This is a genomic window from Halalkalibacter nanhaiisediminis, from assembly GCF_007830185.1.
GTDB lineage: Bacteria > Bacillota > Bacilli > Bacillales > Bacillaceae_D > Halalkalibacter > Halalkalibacter nanhaiisediminis.
In genome coordinates, this window is sequence record NZ_VLKZ01000007.1 from 98,903 (window position 1) to 120,448 (window position 21,546).

20 protein-coding genes are annotated in these 21,546 nt (G+C 39.6%); all 20 read left to right on the forward strand.

Annotated features, from left to right (window positions below; genetic code table 11):
- The first annotated feature begins 10 nt into the window (after window positions 1–10).
- The 20 genes from infB to IQ10_RS13480 all read left to right on the forward strand — a co-directional run bounded on the left by infB (window position 11) and on the right by IQ10_RS13480 (window position 21,528).
- The gene (gene infB, locus IQ10_RS13385; protein ID WP_144451000.1) at window positions 11–2,125 is read left to right on the forward strand and encodes a translation initiation factor IF-2; all 2,115 of its coding nucleotides are present in this window, start codon (window positions 11–13) and stop codon (window positions 2,123–2,125) included.
- Entirely contained in the window at window positions 2,125–2,403 is a 279-nt protein-coding gene (locus IQ10_RS13390; RefSeq protein ID WP_144451069.1) for a DUF503 domain-containing protein, read from the forward strand. Before infB ends, IQ10_RS13390 begins: the two co-directional genes overlap by 1 nt.
- 24 nt (window positions 2,404–2,427) lie before the next feature.
- The gene (gene rbfA, locus IQ10_RS13395) at window positions 2,428–2,778 is read left to right on the forward strand and encodes a 30S ribosome-binding factor RbfA (protein WP_144451001.1); all 351 of its coding nucleotides are present in this window, start codon (window positions 2,428–2,430) and stop codon (window positions 2,776–2,778) included.
- Window positions 2,779–2,857: 79 nt separating this feature from the next.
- Complete coding sequence (gene truB, locus IQ10_RS13400; protein ID WP_144451002.1) at window positions 2,858–3,772, forward strand: tRNA pseudouridine(55) synthase TruB; 915 nt, start codon at window positions 2,858–2,860, stop codon at window positions 3,770–3,772.
- Between the two features lie 36 nt (window positions 3,773–3,808).
- Window positions 3,809–4,762, forward strand: coding sequence for a bifunctional riboflavin kinase/FAD synthetase (gene ribF, locus IQ10_RS13405; RefSeq protein ID WP_144451003.1), 954 nt, complete (start codon window positions 3,809–3,811; stop codon window positions 4,760–4,762).
- A 149-nt stretch (window positions 4,763–4,911) separates the two neighbouring features.
- Window positions 4,912–5,181 carry a 30S ribosomal protein S15 gene (rpsO, locus tag IQ10_RS13410; RefSeq protein WP_012959342.1) on the forward strand — a complete coding sequence of 90 codons (270 nt, stop codon included), beginning with the start codon at window positions 4,912–4,914 and terminating at the stop codon, window positions 5,179–5,181.
- Window positions 5,182–5,376: 195 nt separating this feature from the next.
- Entirely contained in the window at window positions 5,377–7,491 is a 2,115-nt protein-coding gene (gene pnp / locus IQ10_RS13415; protein ID WP_144451004.1) for a polyribonucleotide nucleotidyltransferase, read from the forward strand.
- A 93-nt stretch (window positions 7,492–7,584) separates the two neighbouring features.
- Window positions 7,585–8,592: a polysaccharide deacetylase family protein gene (locus tag IQ10_RS13420; protein WP_144451005.1), complete on the forward strand. Its 1,008-nt coding sequence runs from the start codon at window positions 7,585–7,587 to the stop codon at window positions 8,590–8,592.
- A complete protein-coding gene (locus IQ10_RS13425) occupies window positions 8,576–9,817 on the forward strand; it encodes a M16 family metallopeptidase (protein ID WP_144451006.1) in 1,242 nt (413 codons plus the stop codon). Before IQ10_RS13420 ends, IQ10_RS13425 begins: the two co-directional genes overlap by 17 nt.
- Window positions 9,818–9,916: 99 nt before the next feature.
- Window positions 9,917–10,159, forward strand: coding sequence for a YlmC/YmxH family sporulation protein (locus IQ10_RS13430; protein WP_144451007.1), 243 nt, complete (start codon window positions 9,917–9,919; stop codon window positions 10,157–10,159).
- 228 nt (window positions 10,160–10,387) lie between these two features.
- On the forward strand, window positions 10,388–11,269 hold the full coding sequence (gene dpaA, locus IQ10_RS13435; RefSeq protein ID WP_144451008.1) for a dipicolinic acid synthetase subunit A: 882 nt from the start codon (window positions 10,388–10,390) through the stop codon (window positions 11,267–11,269).
- A gap of 16 nt (window positions 11,270–11,285) precedes the next feature.
- Window positions 11,286–11,879 (forward strand): dipicolinate synthase subunit B, encoded by a 594-nt coding sequence (dpaB, locus tag IQ10_RS13440; RefSeq protein WP_144451009.1) that lies wholly within the window; start codon window positions 11,286–11,288, stop codon window positions 11,877–11,879.
- Between the two features lie 150 nt (window positions 11,880–12,029).
- Complete coding sequence (gene asd, locus IQ10_RS13445; protein WP_144451010.1) at window positions 12,030–13,076, forward strand: aspartate-semialdehyde dehydrogenase; 1,047 nt, start codon at window positions 12,030–12,032, stop codon at window positions 13,074–13,076.
- Between the two features lie 14 nt (window positions 13,077–13,090).
- Window positions 13,091–14,314 (forward strand): aspartate kinase, encoded by a 1,224-nt coding sequence (gene dapG, locus IQ10_RS13450; protein WP_144451011.1) that lies wholly within the window; start codon window positions 13,091–13,093, stop codon window positions 14,312–14,314.
- 37 nt (window positions 14,315–14,351) lie between these two features.
- Window positions 14,352–15,218 (forward strand): 4-hydroxy-tetrahydrodipicolinate synthase, encoded by an 867-nt coding sequence (gene dapA, locus IQ10_RS13455; protein WP_144451012.1) that lies wholly within the window; start codon window positions 14,352–14,354, stop codon window positions 15,216–15,218.
- A gap of 274 nt (window positions 15,219–15,492) precedes the next feature.
- A complete protein-coding gene (locus IQ10_RS13460; RefSeq protein ID WP_144451013.1) occupies window positions 15,493–17,160 on the forward strand; it encodes a ribonuclease J in 1,668 nt (555 codons plus the stop codon).
- A gap of 117 nt (window positions 17,161–17,277) precedes the next feature.
- A complete protein-coding gene (locus IQ10_RS13465) occupies window positions 17,278–18,024 on the forward strand; it encodes a ClpP family protease (protein ID WP_144451070.1) in 747 nt (248 codons plus the stop codon).
- Window positions 18,021–18,242, forward strand: coding sequence for a YlzJ-like family protein (locus IQ10_RS13470; RefSeq protein WP_144451014.1), 222 nt, complete (start codon window positions 18,021–18,023; stop codon window positions 18,240–18,242). Before IQ10_RS13465 ends, IQ10_RS13470 begins: the two co-directional genes overlap by 4 nt.
- Before the next feature lie 118 nt (window positions 18,243–18,360).
- Window positions 18,361–20,700, forward strand: coding sequence for a DNA translocase FtsK (locus tag IQ10_RS13475; protein ID WP_144451015.1), 2,340 nt, complete (start codon window positions 18,361–18,363; stop codon window positions 20,698–20,700).
- Window positions 20,701–20,802: 102 nt separating this feature from the next.
- Window positions 20,803–21,528: a GntR family transcriptional regulator gene (locus tag IQ10_RS13480; RefSeq protein ID WP_144451016.1), complete on the forward strand. Its 726-nt coding sequence runs from the start codon at window positions 20,803–20,805 to the stop codon at window positions 21,526–21,528.
- The last annotated feature ends 18 nt before the right edge of the window (window positions 21,529–21,546 follow it).

The following is a 21,546-nucleotide window of genomic DNA, read 5'->3' on the forward strand; positions in this document are numbered from 1 at the left end:
AGGTACGTATATGAAGAAAAGAATATATGAATATGCAAAAGAGAAGAATGTTTCTAGTAAAGCTGTGATTGATCAATTAAAAGACGCAGGCATGGAAGTGTCAAATCACATGTCTGTTCTTGATGATCAGATGATGAAGGTTCTTCTTGAAGGCGATCAAGCTAATGCTTCAAGCAATAGTAATAACAATGAAAAACAAGAAAATCGTGCTCCTAAGAAAAATGATGGAAATCGTAATCAGTCTTCAAAACCTGGGCAGAATAATCGCAAAGGTGGGCAGCAACAGAAGCCTCAGAACCGTGGTAATAAGCAACAGAAGCCACGCGGTGGTGGGCAGCAACAGCGTCAAGAGCCGCCAAAGCCAAAACCATTACCAGAAAAAATTACGTTTGTTGAATCGTTAACAGTTGCTGAGTTAGCTAAGAAGCTACACAAAGAGCCATCTGAGCTTATTAAGAAGCTCATGTTCCTTGGCGTTATGGCAACAATTAATCAAGAGTTAGATAAAGATACGATTGAACTGATTGCAAATGACTACGGTGTGGAAGTGGAAGAAGAAATTGTTATCGATGTAGTGGATATTGAAAGCTATGTTGATGAAGATAAAGAGGAAGACTTAAAAGAACGTCCACCAGTCGTGACGATTATGGGGCACGTTGACCATGGTAAAACGACTTTACTTGATTCGATCCGTCATACAAAAGTGACAGAAGGAGAAGCAGGTGGAATTACGCAGCATATTGGTGCGTATCAAGTTGAAACAAATGGCAAGAAAATTACCTTTTTAGATACTCCTGGTCACGCTGCGTTTACAACAATGCGTGCTCGTGGTGCACAAGTAACTGATATTACAATTCTTGTTGTTGCAGCTGATGATGGTGTCATGCCACAAACAAAAGAAGCCATTAGTCATGCAAAAGCTGCAGGAGTTCCAATTATCGTTGCTGTTAATAAGATTGATAAAGAGGCAGCCAATCCTGACCGTGTTATGCAGGAATTAACAGAATATGAACTTGTTCCAGAAGCATGGGGCGGAGAAACGATCTTTGTTAACGTTTCAGCATTGACAGGTTCAGGTATTGATGAACTGCTCGAAATGATTCAACTTGTTGCTGAAGTGGAAGAATTAAAAGCAAATCCTGATAAATTAGCTTCTGGTACAGTCATTGAGGCCGAGCTTGATAAAGGACGCGGTCCAGTTGCCACACTTTTAGTTCAAAGTGGTACGTTAAAAGTAGGAGATCCAATTGTTGTTGGATCAACATTTGGTCGCGTTCGTGCGATGGTCAATGATCTTGGCCGTCGAGTGAAGCAAGTAGGACCATCTGCACCAGTTGAAGTTACAGGCTTAAGCGACGTTCCTCAAGCAGGGGATCAGTTCCGTGCATTTGCAGATGAAAAGACAGCTCGCCAAATTGGTGAAGCGCGTATGTCCCGTCATCGCGAAGCAAATCTGGCGCAAAATACGAAAGTTAGTTTAGATGACCTCTTTAACCAAATCCAACAAGGTGAAGTAAAAGAGATCAATGTAATTATTAAAGCAGATGTTCAAGGTTCTGTTGAAGCGATGCGTGGCTCATTAGAGAAAATTGAAGTTGAAGGGGCTAAGATTAACGTCATTCACACAGGTGTTGGTGCGATTACTGAATATGATGTTATGTTAGCATCTGCATCTAACGCAATTGTCATTGGTTTTAATGTCCGTCCTGATGTGAATGCGAAGCGAACAGCAGACGCAGAGAAAGTTGATATCCGTCTTCACCGTGTTATTTACAACGCAATTGATGAAATCGAAGCAGCGATGAAAGGGATGCTTGATCCTGAATTCGAAGAGAAAGTGATCGGACAGGTTGAAGTTCGTACAACGTTCAAAGTTTCTAAAGTCGGAACAATTGCTGGTGCATATGTAACAGATGGTAAAATTACAAGAGATTCAACTGTACGCCTTATCCGTGATGGGATCGTCGTTTATGAAGGCTCGATTAATGCATTAAAACGTTTCAAAGATGATGCTAAAGAGGTTGCGGCTGGGTATGAATGTGGTATCACTCTTGAGAACTACAATGATGTTAAAGAAGGCGACATTATTGAAGCGTACGTTATGGAGGAAATTGAACGTAAATGATCATAGGGTTCGTGCGTTGTGAACTTCTCATTTATGATGTTCAATCTCTTAAAGCGAAACGTTCTGTTTTAAAAAGTATTCATACAAAAATAAAACAGCGATTTAATCTCTCGATAGCGGAGACAGATTTCCATGATGTTTGGCAACGTGCCGAACTCTCTATGGTCACTGTCTCAAATGATCGAGCAGTTTGTGAGCGAGAATTACAAAAAGCGCTCGCTTTAATCGACAGTCAACCAGAAGCCGAACGAACCGTTACGGAGTTTGAGTGGTTGTAATAGAGAGAACAGAGGTGAAAATTAATGAGTAATGTTCGTGCACACCGTGTTGGTGAACAAATGAAGAAAGAGCTAAGTGATATCATTATACGTGAATTGAAGGATCCTAGAGTTAGTTTTGTGACAGTTACAGGAGTTGATGTAACAGGGGATCTTCAACAAGCGAAAGTATTTATCACTGTTCTAGGAAGCGATGAACAGAAGGAAGCAACCCTACAAGGCTTATCAAAAGCAAAAGGATTTATTCGTTCTGAAATCGGAAAACGGATTCGTCTTCGTAAAACACCTGAAATTACGTTTGAGTTTGATGAATCTATTGAGTACGGTAATCGAATTAACACGCTTATTCAAAATTTAAATAAAGATGAGCGTTAAGAGCAAGGATGAAGAGGATAGAGGGCAAAATGCTCTTCTATTCTCTTTTTTTATGAATCAAATAGACGGAGGAAATCAGATGAGTCCAAATGGGATTTTAATTTTACATAAGCCAAGAGGGATGACGTCTCATGACTGTGTCATGAAAATAAGACGTATTTTCCAAACAAAGAAGGTTGGTCATACGGGGACGCTTGATCCAGATGTAAATGGTGTTTTACCGATTTGTATCGGTAAGGGAACGAAGGTCGTTGAGTATATGTCTGGTTATTCAAAGGAATACAGTGGAGAAGTTACGATTGGTTACTCAACTACCACGGAAGACAAAAGTGGGGAAATGGTGGAAGTAAAAGAAGTAACGGATAGATGGGGTGAAAAAGAACTATTGCAAGTGCTCGATTCCTTTAAGGGAACGATTACGCAAATCCCACCCATGTATTCTGCTGTTAAAATAAATGGAAAGAAGCTTTATGAATATGCTCGTGCTGGACAAACAGTAGAACGTCCAGAACGCAAAGTGACGATCCACTCCTTAACCTTACTTTCAGATATTCTCTACAAAGAGGGCACGGCATCTTTTAAGTTCAGTGTCCATTGTAGTAAAGGGACGTATGTCCGAACATTAGCGGTCGATCTTGGTGCAAAGCTTGGTTATCCTGCACATATGTCTGATCTTGTTCGAACGGCTTCTGGTCCGTATTCCTTAAAGAATAGTATTACATTTGAGGAATTAGAAGCAGCAAAAGAACAAGGAGAATTGCAGCAGCTATTAATCCCTTTTGATACAGCTTTGACGGATTTACCAAAATGGGTCGTAGATAAAGAAACGGAACAACAAATAAAGAACGGTTCTGTGTTGCCATTAAAGAAAGGATTAGAAGAAAATCGCTTTACCGTATATAATGAAGATGGAGAATGCTTGGCCGTTTATATGCATCACCCAACTAAGGAAGGTCTCATCAAGCCAGAAAAAATGTTTTGGACGGGAGAGTAACTTTAGAAATTTAAGTACTTGAAAAGGGGACTCTTAATGAAGACGATTTATTTACATCATCCTATCGAAGCAAAAACGTTAAAAGATAGACCGACTGTTATGGCATTAGGTTATTTTGATGGGGTTCATAAGGGTCATCAAAAGGTAATATTAACAGCAAAAAAGATTGCTGAACAGCTTGATACAACCGCTTCAGTTATGACGTTTCATCCCCATCCTAAGGAAATTTTAAGAAAACCAAAGCAGGAGATGAAATATCTCACTCCATTACCTGATAAAATCAAGAAAATCGAGAAATTAGGAATTAATACCTTATATATTGTCCAATTTTCTACTTCATTTGCTGCGCTTACTCCACAACAGTTTGTGGATGATTATTTAATTGGATTGAATGTTATTCATGTAGTTGCAGGGTTCGATTTTACATATGGCTCTCTTGGAAAAGGAACGATGGAGACACTTCCTTTTCATGCTCGTAATAGATTAGATTCTACAATTGTACCGAAGCTTGAAAAGAATGATGAAAAAGTAAGCTCTACTAAAATTCGTGAATTATTAATGCAAGGAAATGTAGAGGAAGTTTCGAATTACTTAGGTGACGTGTACTCGGTCAAAGGAACGGTGGTCGATGGAGAAAAGCGTGGAAGGACAATCGGCTTTCCAACGGCTAATATTTTGCCAAGTGATCGTTATTTGATTCCTAAGACGGGAGTGTACGCGGTAAAGATGCGGATTCATAATACTCTATATCAGGGAGTATGTAATGTTGGCTATAAACCGACTTTTCATAACAATGGAGAACTCGAACCGACAATTGAAGTTCATCTTTTTTCGTTTGATCAAACGATTTATGGAGAAGTAGTCGAGGTGGAGTGGTATAGACATCTTCGTGATGAACAGAAATTTGCTGGTGTCGAGCAATTGATTGAACAAATTACAGCTGATAAACAGCAAGCTATTGATTTTTTTGCGTCGGAGGAATCTCAGTAGATCTCCTATTAAGTACTGATCAATACTTGCATTTACCCGAAAAAAAAGGTATAGTATTGTTTGTACTTCAAGTACACATCCTTTTCTTGGCAGATCGATTCACCGACGTTTGCTAGGGAATAGGAGATAATAAAAAGGAGGTGAATGGGATGGCATTAACACAAGAGCGTAAGAACGAGCTAATTGCTGAGTTCAAAACGCATGACACGGACACTGGTTCTCCAGAAGTTCAAGTCGCTATCCTAACAGAGCAAATCAACACATTAAATGAGCATTTACGTACTCATAAGAAGGATCACCACTCACGTCGTGGTCTTCTGAAAATGGTAGGTCAACGTCGTAACTTGCTAACATACCTACGTAACAAAGATGTTACTCGTTACCGTAATCTAGTTGATAAGCTAGGCTTACGCCGATAATTGTGATGAAAGCGGGAGGATTCCCGCTTTTTTCTTGATTTCAGAGCAGTGGTAAATAGGCTAATTTTATCTAATAAATGTCGATCTATGGAGCAAAAGGGATTGATCTACCTATTTGTTCTTTTAATTTTATAAGAAATAGGCAATAATACATGTTAGATGTATTAATAATTGTGTACGAGAGGAGTACGCGTAATGGAACAAACGAGACACGTATTTAAAATGGAGTGGGCTGGACGTGAGCTAACAGTTGAAACGGGTCAACTAGCAAAGCAAGCAAATGGCGCAGTCCTTGTAAGGTATGGTGATACAGCCGTACTTTCGACGGCAACAGCATCAAAAGAACCAAAGGACCTTCCTTTCTTTCCGTTAACGGTTAACTATGAAGAGCGTCTTTATGCTGCAGGAAAAATCCCAGGTGGATTTATTAAACGTGAAGGTCGTCCAAGTGAGAAGGCGATTCTAGCAAGTCGTTTAATTGACCGCCCAATTCGTCCTCTTTTTCCAGAGGGCTTCCGTAATGAAGTTCAAGTAATCAGTATTGTCATGAGTGTTGACCAAAATTGCTCTTCAGAAATGGCAGCAATGATTGGTTCTTCACTTGCCCTTACTGTATCTGATATTCCTTTTGATGGCCCAATTGCGGGTGTGACTGTTGGACGTTTAGATGGTCATTTTGTTATTAATCCTACTTCAGAGCAGCTGGAACAAAGTGATATTAACCTTGTTGTAGCTGGTACGAAGGAAGCGATCAACATGGTTGAAGCAGGGGCTGATGAAGTATCTGAAGAAGTCATGCTTGAAGCCATTATGTTCGGTCATGATGAAATTAAAAAGCTTATTGCATTCCAAGAAGAGATTGCAGCGGAGATCGCAAAAGAGAAATCAGAAGTAAAGCTAAAGCAAGTTGATCCTGAATTAGAGCAAGAAGTTCGTACACTTGCTGAAGCTGAATTAAAAGAAGCAGTTCAAGTTCAAGAAAAACATGCACGTCAAGAAGCTATTGATGCGGTTATGAAAAAAACGCTAGAAGCATTTGAAGAACGTGAAGAAATCAATGTAGGTGATGTGAAAGAAGTTTTACATAAAGTTGTAAAAGAAGAAGTTCGTCGCCTTATTACAGTTGATAAAGTTCGACCAGATGGACGTAAAGTAGACGAAATTCGTCCGCTTGCTTCTCAAGTAAATCTTCTTCCGCGCACGCACGGGTCTGGGCTGTTCACACGTGGACAAACTCAAGCATTAAGCATTTGTACACTTGGGGCACTAGGTGATGTTCAAATTCTTGATGGACTTGGAATTGAAGAGTCAAAACGTTTTATGCATCACTATAATTTCCCACAATTTAGTGTTGGGGAAACAGGCCCTATTCGTGGTCCAGGTCGTCGTGAGATCGGTCACGGTGCGTTAGGTGAACGTGCTCTTGAGCCAGTTATTCCGAATGAAAATGAATTCCCTTATACGATTCGTCTTGTATCAGAAGTGTTAGAATCAAATGGTTCTACTTCTCAAGCAAGTATTTGTGCAAGTACGCTTGCGATGATGGATGCGGGTGTCCCTATTAAAGCACCTGTTGCTGGAATTGCAATGGGACTTGTGAAACAAGATGAGCATGTAACGGTTTTAACGGATATTCAAGGAATGGAAGATGCGCTTGGAGATATGGACTTTAAAGTTGCTGGAACACGTGATGGTGTAACTGCACTTCAAATGGACATTAAGATTTCTGGTATTAACCGTGAGATCTTAGAAGAGGCATTAGAACAAGCTAAGAGAGGTCGTATGATCATTTTAGATAGCATGCTTGAAGCGATTGGCGAATCTCGTAAAGAGCTTTCTGCTTATGCTCCTAAGATCATGACCATGAAGATCAACCCTGATAAGATCCGTGATGTCATTGGACCAAGCGGAAAAATGATCAATAAAATCATTGAAGAAACGGGAGTCAAAATTGACATTGAACAAGATGGAACGGTTTATATTTCATCGGTTGATATGGCTATGAATGAAAAGGCTCGTTCGATCATTGAAGATATTGTTCGTGAAGTAGAAATTGGACAAACATACCTAGGTAAGGTGAAGCGTATTGAAAAATTCGGTGCCTTCGTTGAACTCTTTAAAGGAAAAGATGGTTTGGTTCATATTTCTCAGCTTGCTGAAGAGCGTGTGAACAAAGTAGAAGATATTTTAAAAATTGGTGATGAGATTCTCGTTCGTGTAACAGAAGTTGATAATCAAGGCAGAGTGAATCTTTCACGAAAAGTGATTTTGAAAGAAGAAAAAGAACGCCAAGAACAAGCTCAAAAGTAAGTGGAGAGGAGACTGGGGAGGAATGCCTAGTCTCTTTTTGCGTTCTAACCTGTCCTAACCTAGCATACAATCGCACTAGGGGAGGGATAGGTGATGAAAAAAAAGGTCGTTCATGTTAGTGTGTTCTGTATCATTATCATCCTATCTATTGGTGCCGTGCAAAATCCATTTTCTATTAATTATATTGGAGATTTAAAAAGTGAAAGCCAAATGGTCCTGAAGCATCAAGACCCACTATACGAGGAAATTTCAGCACGTAGTGAGTCGTATATGGAACCTGCTCTTGATGCCAGAATCGATAGAGTGTGGAAAGCTGTACCAGGCTATAATGGGTTAGAGGTTGACGTAGAAGCTTCCTATGATAAGATGAAGAAGCTTGGAGTTTTTGATGAGAGTAGGCTGGTTTTTACGGAAACGAGTCCGAATGTTCATTTAGATGATTTACCACCTTCGGGTATTTACAAAGGAAATGAACATAAACCAATGGTCACTTTTCTTGTTAATGTTGCATGGGGAAATGAGTATTTACCTGAAATGTTGAAAACATTAAAAAAGTATGATTTACACACAACCTTTTTCTTAGACGGGTCATGGGTGAAGAGTAATCCAAGTCTTGCGATGATGCTTTTTGAAGAAGGGCATGAAATAGGAAATCATGCTTATTCACATCCTGATATGAGTAAACTAACAATTGCACGAATTGATGAAGAAATCATGAAAACAAATCAAGTCATAAAAGCAACAATTGATGTTACACCAAAGTGGTTTGCCCCCCCAAGTGGGAGTTTCAATCAAACGGTTGTCGAACAAGCTGCAAAACAAGGGATGAAAACAGTGTTATGGTCAGTCGATACAGTCGATTGGAGAAAACCTAACCATCTCGAAATGGTCGAACGTGTTTTGGGAAAGGTTCATAATGGGGCAATGATTTTAATGCATCCAACTGAACCTACAGCAAAGGGATTAGAGTCGTTGATCAATGGTATCCAAGCAAAGGGTTACCACATTGGAACAGTATCTGAATTATTATCAGAAGAACGAATTACTTTAGGTGTAACCCTTGATGACAATAGGGGGATAAACAGTGATAACGAGAATTGAATTAGATAATGGTGTTCGAATATTAGCAGAGAATATATCGACTGTGCGCTCGATTTCAATCGGTGTTTGGATTGGCACTGGCTCAAGGAATGAACGCAAGCATGAAAACGGTATTTCTCACTTTCTTGAACATATGTTTTTCAAAGGAACGCAGACAAGATCCGCAGCAGATATTGCTGAATCATTTGACCGTATTGGCGGACAAGTGAATGCATTTACGTCAAAGGAATATACGTGCTATTATGCGAAAGTTCTTGATGAGCACGCTGAATTTGCAGTTGATGTGCTCTCAGATATGTTCTTTAACTCGGTATTTGATGAAGAAGAACTACGTAAAGAAAAAAATGTTGTTTATGAAGAAATCAAAATGGTCGATGACACCCCAGACGATATTGTCCACGACCTTCTTAGTGAAGCGAGTTACGGGACGCATTCACTCGGGTTTCCGATTTTAGGAACTGTATCAACACTTGAAACTTTTAATGGTGATACATTAAGAGAGTACATGGATCGCTTTTACACTGGAGATCATGTCGTGATTTCTGTTGCTGGTAATATTTCAGATGAAGTAATTGAGCAGCTTAAGACGATATTTGCCGATGTGTCGCCAACAACATATGAGCATAAGGATGAAACGCCCGTCTTTCTTCCGAATACGATCGTCCGTAAAAAGGAAACAGAACAGGCTCATCTTTGCTTAGGTTATCCAGGGCTTTCAATTGGTGAAAAGGATGTTTATGCGCTTGTTTTACTTAATAATCTACTTGGTGGTAGCATGAGTAGTCGCTTGTTCCAAGAGATTAGAGAGAAACGTGGGCTCTGTTATTCTGTGTTTTCGTATCATTCTTCGTATCAAGACAGTGGGATGCTGACGGTTTATGCAGGTACAGCTCATCAGCAACTAGACGACCTTGCCAAGGCTTTGCAGCAAACGACATTACGTTTAGCTGATGAAGGAATGAACGAAAAAGAATTAACAAACGGAAAAGAGCAGCTTAAGGGAAGTTTAATGTTAAGTTTAGAAAGCACAAATAGTCGAATGACTCGAAACGGAAAAAATGAACTTTTACTTAAGAAGCATCGAACGTTAGATGAGGTATTAGATGAAATTAATAGTGTGTCGCTTGCTCAAGTGAATACATTAGCTGCAGCAATTCTTAATGAAAAGCCTTCGATCTCACTCATTAACACTACAGGAACACTTCCTGAAGTCTTGGTAAAGTAAATAACGTTCTAAGGACCAGTTCTTACTTAAAATGGACTGGTCTTTTTTGGCATTGGTATACATACGTTTTACAAAGGAAGATCCTAGGAGGAGAGGGATATGAGACTGAGCGAAATTAGCAGTAAAGAAATTATCGACTATCAAAAAGGTGAACGTTTAGGGATACTTGGTCAAACAGATTTATTAGTGAATGAGGAGACTGGGGAGATTGAAGCATTCATCATTCCGACAATGAAATGGTTTGGCTTTGGCAAAAAGGAAAAAGAAGTAACTGTTCATTGGCAGCAAATCAAAAAAATTGGTGAAGATATGATCATTATCGATTTAGAATACTATGGTTAGCACAGCTTATGAGGCTGTGCTTTTTTAGTTCATGAGCACCCAACCATATAGTCATTCACCCTTCTAAGTGAATTTACATATGCTAGGGTGTATCAATGCCCACTGCAACATAATCAACCTGTACATGTGGGTAGTCATGTTGCCTCGTGAGGGTAAAAATGTCCAATAACGAATCAAAGACGCTTATTGTGTCATAACGAGCGTCTATGGAAAGGAGAACACCTTCAGATGTTAACAGGCAAACATGTAGTTATTATTGGAGGAGATGCAAGGCAACTTGAAATTATTCGTAAACTGTCTACACTTGATGCGAAAATTTCGCTAATAGGTTTTGACCAGCTAGATGATGGCTTTATTGGTGCATCGAAAAAAACGATAAATGAAGTGGAGTGGCCAGCAGTTGACGCCATTTTACTTCCTGTTTCAGGAATGAATTCAGATGGGAAAATTGAGACGATTTTCTCCAATGAAGTACTAGAGCTCACAGTGGATCAATTGAAATTAACGCCAAAACATTGCGTGGTCTATTCTGGAATTAGTAACGGCTATCTTGATCAATGTATCGAGGCTGCTAGGCGGACGATCGTGAAATTAATGGAAAGAGACGATATTGCCATTTATAATTCCATCCCGACAGCAGAAGGAACCGTGATGATGGCGATTCAGCACATGGATCGAACAATTCATCGAGCTAAAGTTGCGGTTTTAGGGTTAGGAAGAGTTGGTATGTCTGTAGCAAGAACCTTTGCAGCCCTTGGTGCGCATGTATCCGTAGGTGCAAGAGAATCTCATCATCTAGCAAGGATAACAGAGATGGGATTGACACCTTTTCATACGAAAAATATGAAGAAAGCGCTAAGAGACGTCGACCTTTGTATCAATACAATCCCAACTCTTGTGATTACAGCCAATGTGCTGGCAGAAATGCCGCTACATGCTCTCATTATTGATCTAGCAAGTAAACCAGGAGGGACAGATTTTCGCTATGCAGAAAAAAGAGGGATGAAGGCACTGCTCGCTCCTGGATTGCCAGGAATCGTTGCTCCTAAAACGGCTGGTCAAATACTAGCCGATTGCTTGGCTATTTTGTTATCAAATGAGACAAAATGATTAAGGAGGATGAATCATGTCACTCGAAGGTAAACATATAGGTTTTGGATTAACAGGTTCCCATTGTACGTATGATGCCGTACTTCCTGAAATGGAGAAGTTAGTAAAACTCGGCGCGAAGGTCACTCCTTTTGTTTCCTATACGGTTCAGTCGACAGATACAAAGTTCGGGGACAGCGCTGATTGGTTAAAACGAATACAAGAAATTACTGATGAACCGATTGTCAATACGATTGTAAAGGCTGAGCCGTTCGGTCCCAAGACTCCTCTAGATTGTATGATCATATCACCGATAACGGGTAATTCAACAAGTAAATTTGCAAATGCTTTAACAGATTCTCCTGTATTAATGGGAGCGAAGGCGACGCTACGAAATGGGAATCCCGTTGTATTAGGGATCTCGACAAACGATGCTCTAGGATTAAATGGAATGAATATTATGAAATTAATGGCAACAAAGAATATTTATTTTATTCCATTTGGTCAAGATGATCCAATTAAAAAACCAAACTCATTAGTAGCTAGAATGGAAGCATTAGTGGAAACAGTTGAGTCTGCACTAGCTGGGAAGCAGTATCAACCTGTCCTAGTTGAAAAATTCAGAGATTAGCGAATATACACAGTTGCACAAAAGAAATATTTCCCTTAAAGTTTAATAGAGAAAGAATTTCATAATGAAATGATTAGAATATGCTATAATCATTGCATCTTCTCGTTTAAACACTATTAAAGCAATGATCTGAAGGGAGATTTTTTTGAAATGACAACAGCAAACTATCACGTAGCCGTTGTAGGTGCAACGGGTGCAGTCGGTCAACAAATGTTAAAAACACTAGAGGAACGTGATTTTCCAATTGCTAGCTTAAAGCTACTATCTTCAAAGCGTTCTGCAGGAACAACAATTTCCTTTAAAGGTGAAGAATATACAGTGGAAGAGGCAACACCTGAGTCATTTGAAGGTGTTCAAATTGCTCTATTTTCAGCTGGAGGATCTGTTTCAAAAACTTTAGCACCTGAAGCTGTAAAGCGTGGTGCTATTGTCGTCGATAATACGAGTGCATTCCGTATGGATCCAACTATTCCTCTTGTTGTACCAGAGGTTAATGAAGAAGATCTACGTAATCACAACGGCATCATTGCCAACCCTAACTGCTCTACTATTCAAATGATGGTAGCACTTGAACCAATTCGTGAAAAATACGGATTGAAAAAAGTGATCGTGTCAACGTATCAAGCTGTTTCAGGAGCAGGTCTTGAAGCGATTGAAGAGATGAAGCAACAAACAAAGGACATTCTTGAAGGAAAAGATTTCACACCAGAAATTTTACCTGTTGGAGGAGATAAAAAGCATTATCAAATTGCGTTTAATGCGATCCCTCAAATTGATTTATTCCAAGAAAATGGTTATACATTTGAAGAAATGAAAATGATTAATGAAACAAAAAAAATCTTGCATATGCCTGAGCTTGAGGTTGCAGCTACTTGTGTCCGTCTTCCAATTGAAACTGGGCATTCTGAGTCTGTATATATTGAAACGGAAAAAGGTGGGGCAACGGTTGCTGAATTAAAAGAATTACTTGCAACTTCACCTGGGATTACTCTTCAAGATGATCCAGAAAACCAAGTATACCCAATGGCATCTGAATGTGTTGGTAAAAATGATGTCTTCGTTGGTCGTATCCGTCGTGACCTAGATCGCGATAATGGGTATCATATGTGGATCGTGTCAGATAACTTATTAAAAGGTGCAGCATGGAATTCAGTTCAAATCGCAGAAAGTTTAGTTAAGCTCGAGCTTTTAAAGTAAAAAGTAGGTGGCTTATGAAAATGATTGTTCAAAAATTTGGAGGTACATCGGTTCGAAGTGATGAAAGCCAGATGAAAGCTGCGGAGCATGTTCTCAAAGCAGTAAAGGAAGGCTACAAGGTCGTTGTTGTTGTCTCTGCTATGGGACGTAAAGGTGAACCTTATGCAACAGATACGCTTTTAGGTTTGATTGAACCATCAAACCTCACAAAGCGCGAACAGGACCTTCTCGTCTCGTGCGGGGAAGTCATTTCATCAGTTGTTTTTTCAAATTTATTGAATCAATTGAACGTATCTTCTGTCGCTCTTACTGGAGCCCAAGCGGGATTTAGAACAAATGATCATTTTACGAATGCGAAGATCGTGGAAATGAAATGTGAGCGAGTGACTGCTCTTCTAGAGAACAATGATGTCGTTGTTGTTGCAGGTTTTCAAGGTCAAACCGAGAACGGTGATATCACGACTCTTGGTCGAGGAGGAAGCGATACATCGGCTACAGCATTAGGTGCTGCACTGAAAGCTGAGTGGGTTGATATTTTCACAGATGTTGAAGGTGTCATGACGGCAGATCCTCGCATTGTAAAAGATGCGCGAGCGCTCGATACGATGACCTATAATGAGATTTGTAATATGGCCTACCAAGGAGCAAAGGTCATTCACCCACGTGCTGTTGAAATTGCGATGCAGGCAAAGATCCCAATTCATATTCGGTCGACATATTCGGATCATAAGGGAACTCTCGTTACGTCAATGTTACCAGAACGACCCCATGATGTAGGTGATCGCTTAATTACCGGAATTGCAAACCTTCCTAATGTTACACAAATAAAGGTTTTTGCAAAAGAGGGACAATATGACTTACAGGAAAAAGTGTTTAAAGCGATGGCAAATGAGAAAATCAGTGTCGATTTTATAAACATTAATCCTCGAGGTGTTGTCTATACGGTGTCAGGGGAAGTGGCAGATAAAGCAATCAGCGTTCTACAAGAAATGGGTTATGAGCCACAAGTTACTAAAAATTGTGCTAAGGTTTCAGCTGTTGGGGCAGGAATGACAGGAGTTCCAGGTGTTACAGCGAAGATAGTCAGCGCATTATCGCAGCAGAATGTTCAAATTCTTCAATCAGCCGATTCTCACACGACCATTTGGGTACTTGTAAAAGAAGAGGATATGATAAAGGCTGTTAATGCGCTCCATCACATGTTTCACCTAGAACAAATAGGGCAGCATCAAGAATAGAACCTCGTCGAAACCCTTAAGTAAGGAGCTGGAGTGAATGGACTTTGGCCACGTAGTGACGGCAATGGTCACTCCTTTTAGTCATGAAGGACTGATTGATGTCGACAAAACCAAGGAGCTTATTGATTATCTTATAGCAAACGGAACAAGTGCATTGGTTGTTGCAGGGACAACAGGGGAATCTCCAACCCTAACAACGGATGAAAAGCTTGCTTTATTTCAATTGTGTGTGGAATACGTTAATAAGCGAATTCCTGTCATTGCAGGAACAGGGACTAATGATACAAAAGCATCGATTACGTTAACTAAAACCGCAACAGAAGTTGGTGTAGATGGAATCATGCTTGTCACACCTTATTACAATAAACCATCACAAAAAGGTCTCTATCAGCATTTTAAAGAAATTGCCGCAGTCACTCCATTACCAGTTATGCTATACAATGTTCCAGGAAGAACAGCGGTACATTTAGATGCACAAACGACAATCGCGTTATCAAAGATTGAAAACATTACGTCTGTTAAAGAAGCAAGCGGAAGTTTGGAAGACATGGCAACGATCATCTCAGCAACAAGTGAAGACTTTTATGTTTACAGTGGAGATGATTCGCTTACTCTTCCAGCTATGGCAATTGGAGCGACAGGAGTCGTTTCTGTTGCATCGCATGTGATCGGAAATGAAATGAAAGCGATGATTCATGCTTATAAGAATGGACAGATAACAGAGGCAGCTAAAATTCATCGATCTTTGCTCCCAATCATGAAGGCGATGTTTCTTGCCCCTAATCCAACTTGTGTCAAATTTGCTATTCAAAAAAAGGGGATCAATGTTGGGGGAGTCCGCCTACCTCTAGTCCCTTTAAGTGTAGAAGAAGAAAAAGAAGTAGCGGCAGTCCTATTGCCTTAAAGAGAGTCAGTCCATTGTGGCTGACTTTTTTGGTTTTTATAGAGTTGTTAAGTTCTATCAAAAATGACATTAGAATGGCAAGGGTGGAAGTTCAGTCTTGTGTTTCATTTCATAAATAAGGTATACTGAAAATAAGTGATTTGTTCGGGTTATAGTGATCATAGGTTGTGATCACCTGTCATTTTAGCGAATAGTAGATCATCATCTATGCCAAGGATGAAAAGAACGGATATAGGTTGTACATAGAGATATTGTAAAGTAGGAGGAACGTCCATTGTCTAAAGAATTGAATGAGAAAGTACGTGTTTTTGCCTTAGGTGGAGTCGGTGAAATAGGTAAAAACATGTATGTTGTTGAAGTAGGAGAAGACATCCTAGTCGTTGACGCTGGTTTAATGTTTCCGGATGACGATATGCTAGGAGTCGATATTGTTATTCCTGATGTTTCTTATCTTGTTGAGAATGCAGAGCGTGTACAAGGAATTATCCTTACACATGGTCATGAAGATCATATTGGTGGTTTGTCATACGTTTTAAAGAAAATCAATGTTCCTGTTTATGGAACAAAGCTAACCCTTGGCCTAGTAGAAGAAAAGTTAAAAGAAGCAGGCTTAACTCGCCACACAACATTAAAATTAATTGATGCAAATAGCCTTTTGAAAATTGGTTCAACATCTGTTTCCTTTTTCCGAACAAATCACAGTATTCCAGATTCAGTAGGTGTTTGTATTGACACTTCGCAAGGTGCTATCGTTCATACAGGAGATTTTAAGTTTGATCAAACTCCTGTTGATGGGAAGCAAGCAGAAATTGGAAAGATGGCTGCGATTGGTCAGCGAGGTGTTCTATGTTTGTTATCTGATAGTACAAATGCTGAACGCCCAGGTACAACGAAGTCAGAGACAGAAGTAGGACAGGGAATTGCCGATGTTTTTGAACAGACTGAGGGGCGAATCATTGTCACTACATTTGCATCAAATGTTCATCGTATTCAACAAGTCATTGACGCTTCAATGAAAGCAAAACGTAAGCTGGTTGTTGTCGGGAAAAGCATGGTACGTGTTATCACGATTGCACAGAAACTAGGTTATATAGATGCACCCAAGGATTTATTTATTGATATTGATGAAATAGGGAAATACCGTGATGAACAGCTTGCCATTGTCACTACAGGTAGTCAAGGCGAGCCAATGTCAGCATTAACGCGTATGGCTAAAGGTGCACATCGTCAGATCACGATCACAAACCAAGACACAGTTATCATCGCAGCCTCTGCCATTCCTGGTAATGAGAAATCTGTTTCTTCTATCATTGATAAGCTTCACCGAATCGGTGCTGATGTTGTATATGGACAAGCAAAGGTCCATGCTTCAGGACACGGTAGTCAAGAAGAGCTTAAATTAATGTTGAATTTAATGCAGCCTAAGTATTTTATTCCGATTCACGGCGAATTTAGAATGCAGTATGCTCATCGTGAACTTGCGATGCAAGTTGGTATTAAGCCAGAATATATTTACCTTGTCGACAAAGGTGAAGTCATTGAATTTACAAATGGTCAAGGACGTAAAGGTGGAAAAGTTCCTTCAGGAAATGTCCTTATCGATGGATTAGGTGTAGGTGATGTTGGTAACATCGTTTTACGCGATCGTCGTTTGTTATCAAAAGACGGCATACTTGTCGTCGTTGTTACTCTTAACAAGAAAACGGGAGAGTTTGTCTCTGGTCCTAATATTATTTCTCGAGGATTTGTGTATGTCCGTGAATCTGAGAAGCTTTTAGAGGATGCAAATGAATTAGTAAGTGTCATTTTGAAGAAATGTGTGAGTGAAAAAGTTAACGAATGGTCTTCTTTAAAGAGTAGTGTTCGTGAAGGATTGAGCCGCTTTTTATTTGAAAAAACAAAAAGACGACCAATGATTCTCCCAATTATCATGGAAGTATAGATTAGGTTGAAAGCGCACTGATGCAGTGCGCTTTTTTCTTTTAGAATAATGGATGACAATGAAAAAACAGGCTCATACTACAAAGAGATACGACAAAAGGAGGAAGTAGGCATGACGATGGAAAACCCGCAATTTGAGCAATCACCCAGACCAGAAATACCTCAAAAAGAAGTAAAGGGATCTGGTATTTTAGATAAGATTCAAGAACTTGGACAAACAAATGTCCCAGATATGGCTCAATCAAATATCCATTGCATGACTGTAGTAGGGCAAATTGAAGGCCATATGCAACTCCCGCCACAAAATAAAACAACAAAGTATGAACATATTATTCCTCAGCTTGTTGCTATTGAGCAAAATCTGAAATTAGAAGGGTTGTTATTAATTTTAAACACAGTCGGTGGAGATGTTGAGGCAGGTTTAGCAATTTCAGAAATGATCGCCTCGATGTCCAAGCCATCTGTTACACTTGTTCTAGGAGGAGGTCATTCGATTGGTGTGCCAATTGCGGTCGCTTCTAATTATTCCTTTATTGCTGAAACAGCAACAATGACAATTCATCCAGTTCGCTTAACAGGCCTTGTCATTGGTGTACCGCAAACGTTTGAATACTTAGATAAGATGCAGGAGCGCGTCATTAGTTTTGTGACAAAGCACTCGTCTATAACAGAAGAAAAATTTAAAGAATTAATGCTCTCAAAAGGGAATTTGACTCGCGATATTGGTACAAATGTCGTCGGTACTGACGCTGTAAAATATGGTTTAATAGATGAAGTCGGTGGTATCGGGCAGGCTTTAAATAAATTAAATGAATTGATTGACATCTATCGCGAAAAAAATTCTGTAGGAGATGTTGTACAATGATTCTTTATACGATGATGCCTCATGAATTGATTTTCCCTGAAGATGAACAAAGCTTTTCTTCTCAACAGGTGATTGCCTGTGAGGCAGGAAATTTAATCATTGAGCAGATTAACCCCGAGCAATATCGAGTCGTTCGTTTAATGAGTGGAAATCCGATGCATTATCTGAATGAAAAATATACACCAGGTACGATTATTCAAGCGAAACCTCAATTTTAGCTATGTAGACAAGGAATGTCTTATGCTATAATTAACTTCATCCAAGAATGGTCGAAGCAGCCAACATTGGCTGCTTCTTAAGTATGTTGATTATCTATTGTAGTAAAGGGTGAAACGTATGGCAAGACGCAAGAAAAAAAGAAAAACCGAGTGGAAATCACAGCTTACGTATGAACTCATTGGACTCGGCTTATTAGTCATTGCCGTCGTTACATTTGCACGTCTGGGCACGGTTGGTGAAACATTCGTTCGATTATTCCGGTTCTTTTTAGGTGAATGGTTTGTTGTGATGGCAATTGGCTTACTTGCTTCCGCTCTTTATATAATGATTAAAAGACAAAAGCCTAAATTTTTGACAAGGAGAATAGCGGGTGTTTACGTTATGATCCTTTCATTTGTCTTATTTAGTCATGTCGGACTTTTCAATCAGCTTAGTGGACAAGAAGGTTTTCAAGATCAATCTGTCATCCGCAATACGTGGAATTTATTTTGGATGGAAATGAGGGGCGACATTCCACCAACAGATTTAGGTGGGGGGATGATTGGATCACTGGCATTTGCCGTTAGTTACTTCTTATTTGCGGAGCAAGGTACGTACTTTTTATGCTTTGTTTTGTTTATCATTGGCTTTATTTTATTAACAGGAAAATCAATCTCTGAACTTATCGGCAATATTTTCAGAAAAAGTTATGTGTTTGTCGGTGATACTTTCAGCAGTTTATTTACAGAATTAAAGCAAATGAGAGTGAAAGCAAAAGAAAAAATAGCTGAAGAACGAGAAGTGAATAAGGAAAAGAAAAAGCAACGTAAAAGTGAAAAAGAGCTTCAAGAGCAAGATGTGAAACTGCAAGAAGAGTATCAAGAAGAAGTTGAACCAGAGATTGTTGACTTTTCACAAAAAACGTATCGGAAAGTCCCTGTAAAGCACGAATCAAACGAAACAAAAGTGCAGTCTGAAACAAATCCAGACGAAACGATTGAAGTTGATATGCAGACACCACTTGTGACAGCGCAAGAGACAAATGAAGCGTACAAGCTACCAAGTGTTGAGTTGCTAAAGTTGCCAAATAATCCAAGTCAGTCGAATGAAAAAAGGCAGTTAACAGCGAACGCTCGTAAGTTAGAACAAACATTAGAAAGTTTTGGCGTAAAAGCGAGAGTTTCAAAAGTACATTTAGGACCAGCGGTTACAAAATATGAAGTGAACCCTAGTGTCGGAGTGAAAGTAAGTAAAATTGTCAACCTAGCTGATGATTTAGCTTTGGCCCTAGCAGCAAAAGATATTCGAATTGAAGCCCCTATTCCTGGGAAATCAGCAATCGGAATAGAAGTTCCAAATCATGAGGTTGCAATTGTAACGCTGAGAGAAGTTCTTGATTCACCAAAATCTCATGAGGAAGAAAATGTTCTTGCTGTAGGACTTGGTCGAGATATATCAGGGGAGCCTGTCCTTGCTCATATAAATAAAATGCCGCATCTTCTTGTTGCTGGTGCAACAGGAAGTGGGAAAAGTGTATGTATTAATGGTATTATCACAAGTATTTTACTAAAAGCGAAGCCGCATGAAGTAAAACTCATGATGATAGATCCAAAAATGGTGGAATTAACCGTTTATAATGGTGTGCCGCACCTGCTTACACCTGTGGTAACCGAGCCTAAAAAAGCATCACAGGCATTAAAAAAAGTTGTTGCTGAGATGGAACGACGCTACGATTTATTTTCTCATAGTGGGACGAGAAATATAGAAGGATATAATGATTTAGTGAATCGTCAAAATGAAAGTGAGGATGCGAAACAGCCCAATCTTCCTTATATTGTCGTGATTGTTGATGAACTTGCCGATTTAATGATGGTCGCCTCAGGAGATGTTGAAGACTCAATAGCTAGACTTGCTCAAATGGCAAGGGCAGCAGGAATTCATATGATTATCGCAACTCAGCGACCATCCGTTGATGTCATAACAGGAGTGATTAAAGCAAATATTCCATCAAGAATTGCTTTTGGCGTTTCTTCGCAAACAGACTCGAGAACGATACTCGATTCTGGCGGTGCAGAAAAACTACTTGGACGTGGAGATATGCTGTACATGCCTGTTGGGGCAACGAAGCCAACAAGAATTCAAGGAGCCTTTCTCTCTGACCAAGAAGTTGAGGAAGTCGTTGACTTTGTGATCTCTCAACAAAAGGCTCAATATCAAGAGGAAATGACACCTACAGAAGAAAAACAAGTTACAGATAAAGTTGACGATGATTTATATGATACAGCTGTAGAACTTGTAACAGAAATGAATACAGCTTCAGTATCCATGCTACAAAGACGTTTTCGAATTGGTTACACGAGAGCAGCTCGGTTAATTGATGAGATGGAAGTAAGAGGGATTGTTGGTCCGTATGAGGGAAGCAAGCCGAGGGAAGTATTAGTAGAAAAAACGCGAGAGGATGAAGCGACGGAGATTTGATGACTTCGTTACAGTTGCAGAGGGTGTGTAAAAGAAAGAAACTTGGCTAAGTTCGCTCAACGTCGTGTGGGCAGATAGAGATGAGAAAAAGGGGTGGGGAGCTTGATCAAAGCAGATCATAGACCATTATATTTACAAGTGATTGATCGTATCAAAGCAGATATTGATAAAAAGTCATACGTTGAAGGCGAAAAGCTGCCTTCTGAATTTGAGCTTTCTAAATTGCTTGGAGTCAGTCGTGCAACATTACGTGAAGCCCTTCGTATATTAGAAGAAGAAGGTGTGGTCATTCGTCGGCATGGGGTAGGAACGTTCGTTCATTCAAAACCGCTTTTTAATGCTGGGATCGAAGAAATGTATAGTGTGACAGACATGATTATTCAAGCTAATATGACACCAGGTACGATCTTTTTATCCTCATCGGTACAAGAAAGCACAGATGAGGACCGTCGCAAATTTGATAATGATGACCTAAAAGAAGTCATGCAGATTGAACGTGTACGTACTGCTGATGGAACGCCTGTAGTGTACTGTTTAGACAGAATTCCAAATGAACTAGTTGAAAATCATTCCATTCATGAAACGAAATCGATTTTTCGTTTCTTAGAAGAGATTGGGAGAACGATTACATACGCAATTACCTATATTGAGCCAATTGGATATCACGAACACATTTCAGAGATTTTAGAATGTGATCCTGAGACTTCCTTACTTTTATTAAAACAAATGCATTATGATGACTCTGAACAGCCTTTGCTTTACTCATTAAACTATTTCCGTGCAGATAAATTTAAGTTCCACGTAGTAAGAAAGAGAGTGAAAGCATAACCTATGCTTGAATGGTAA

Coding starts and splice junctions, on each gene's coding strand:
- dapG (WP_144451011.1), top strand. CDS start 13,091: ATGAAAATGATTGTTCAAAAATTTGGAGGTACATCGGTTCGAAGTGAT.
- dapA (WP_144451012.1), top strand. CDS start 14,352: ATGGACTTTGGCCACGTAGTGACGGCAATGGTCACTCCTTTTAGTCAT.
- IQ10_RS13465 (WP_144451070.1), top strand. CDS start 17,278: ATGGAAAACCCGCAATTTGAGCAATCACCCAGACCAGAAATACCTCAA.
- rbfA (WP_144451001.1), top strand. CDS start 2,428: ATGAGTAATGTTCGTGCACACCGTGTTGGTGAACAAATGAAGAAAGAG.
- IQ10_RS13470 (WP_144451014.1), top strand. CDS start 18,021: ATGATTCTTTATACGATGATGCCTCATGAATTGATTTTCCCTGAAGAT.
- truB (WP_144451002.1), top strand. CDS start 2,858: ATGAGTCCAAATGGGATTTTAATTTTACATAAGCCAAGAGGGATGACG.
- ribF (WP_144451003.1), top strand. CDS start 3,809: ATGAAGACGATTTATTTACATCATCCTATCGAAGCAAAAACGTTAAAA.
- asd (WP_144451010.1), top strand. CDS start 12,030: ATGACAACAGCAAACTATCACGTAGCCGTTGTAGGTGCAACGGGTGCA.
- infB (WP_144451000.1), top strand. CDS start 11: ATGAAGAAAAGAATATATGAATATGCAAAAGAGAAGAATGTTTCTAGT.
- IQ10_RS13430 (WP_144451007.1), top strand. CDS start 9,917: ATGAGACTGAGCGAAATTAGCAGTAAAGAAATTATCGACTATCAAAAA.
- dpaA (WP_144451008.1), top strand. CDS start 10,388: ATGTTAACAGGCAAACATGTAGTTATTATTGGAGGAGATGCAAGGCAA.
- rpsO (WP_012959342.1), top strand. CDS start 4,912: ATGGCATTAACACAAGAGCGTAAGAACGAGCTAATTGCTGAGTTCAAA.
- dpaB (WP_144451009.1), top strand. CDS start 11,286: ATGTCACTCGAAGGTAAACATATAGGTTTTGGATTAACAGGTTCCCAT.
- IQ10_RS13420 (WP_144451005.1), top strand. CDS start 7,585: ATGAAAAAAAAGGTCGTTCATGTTAGTGTGTTCTGTATCATTATCATC.
- pnp (WP_144451004.1), top strand. CDS start 5,377: ATGGAACAAACGAGACACGTATTTAAAATGGAGTGGGCTGGACGTGAG.
- IQ10_RS13475 (WP_144451015.1), top strand. CDS start 18,361: ATGGCAAGACGCAAGAAAAAAAGAAAAACCGAGTGGAAATCACAGCTT.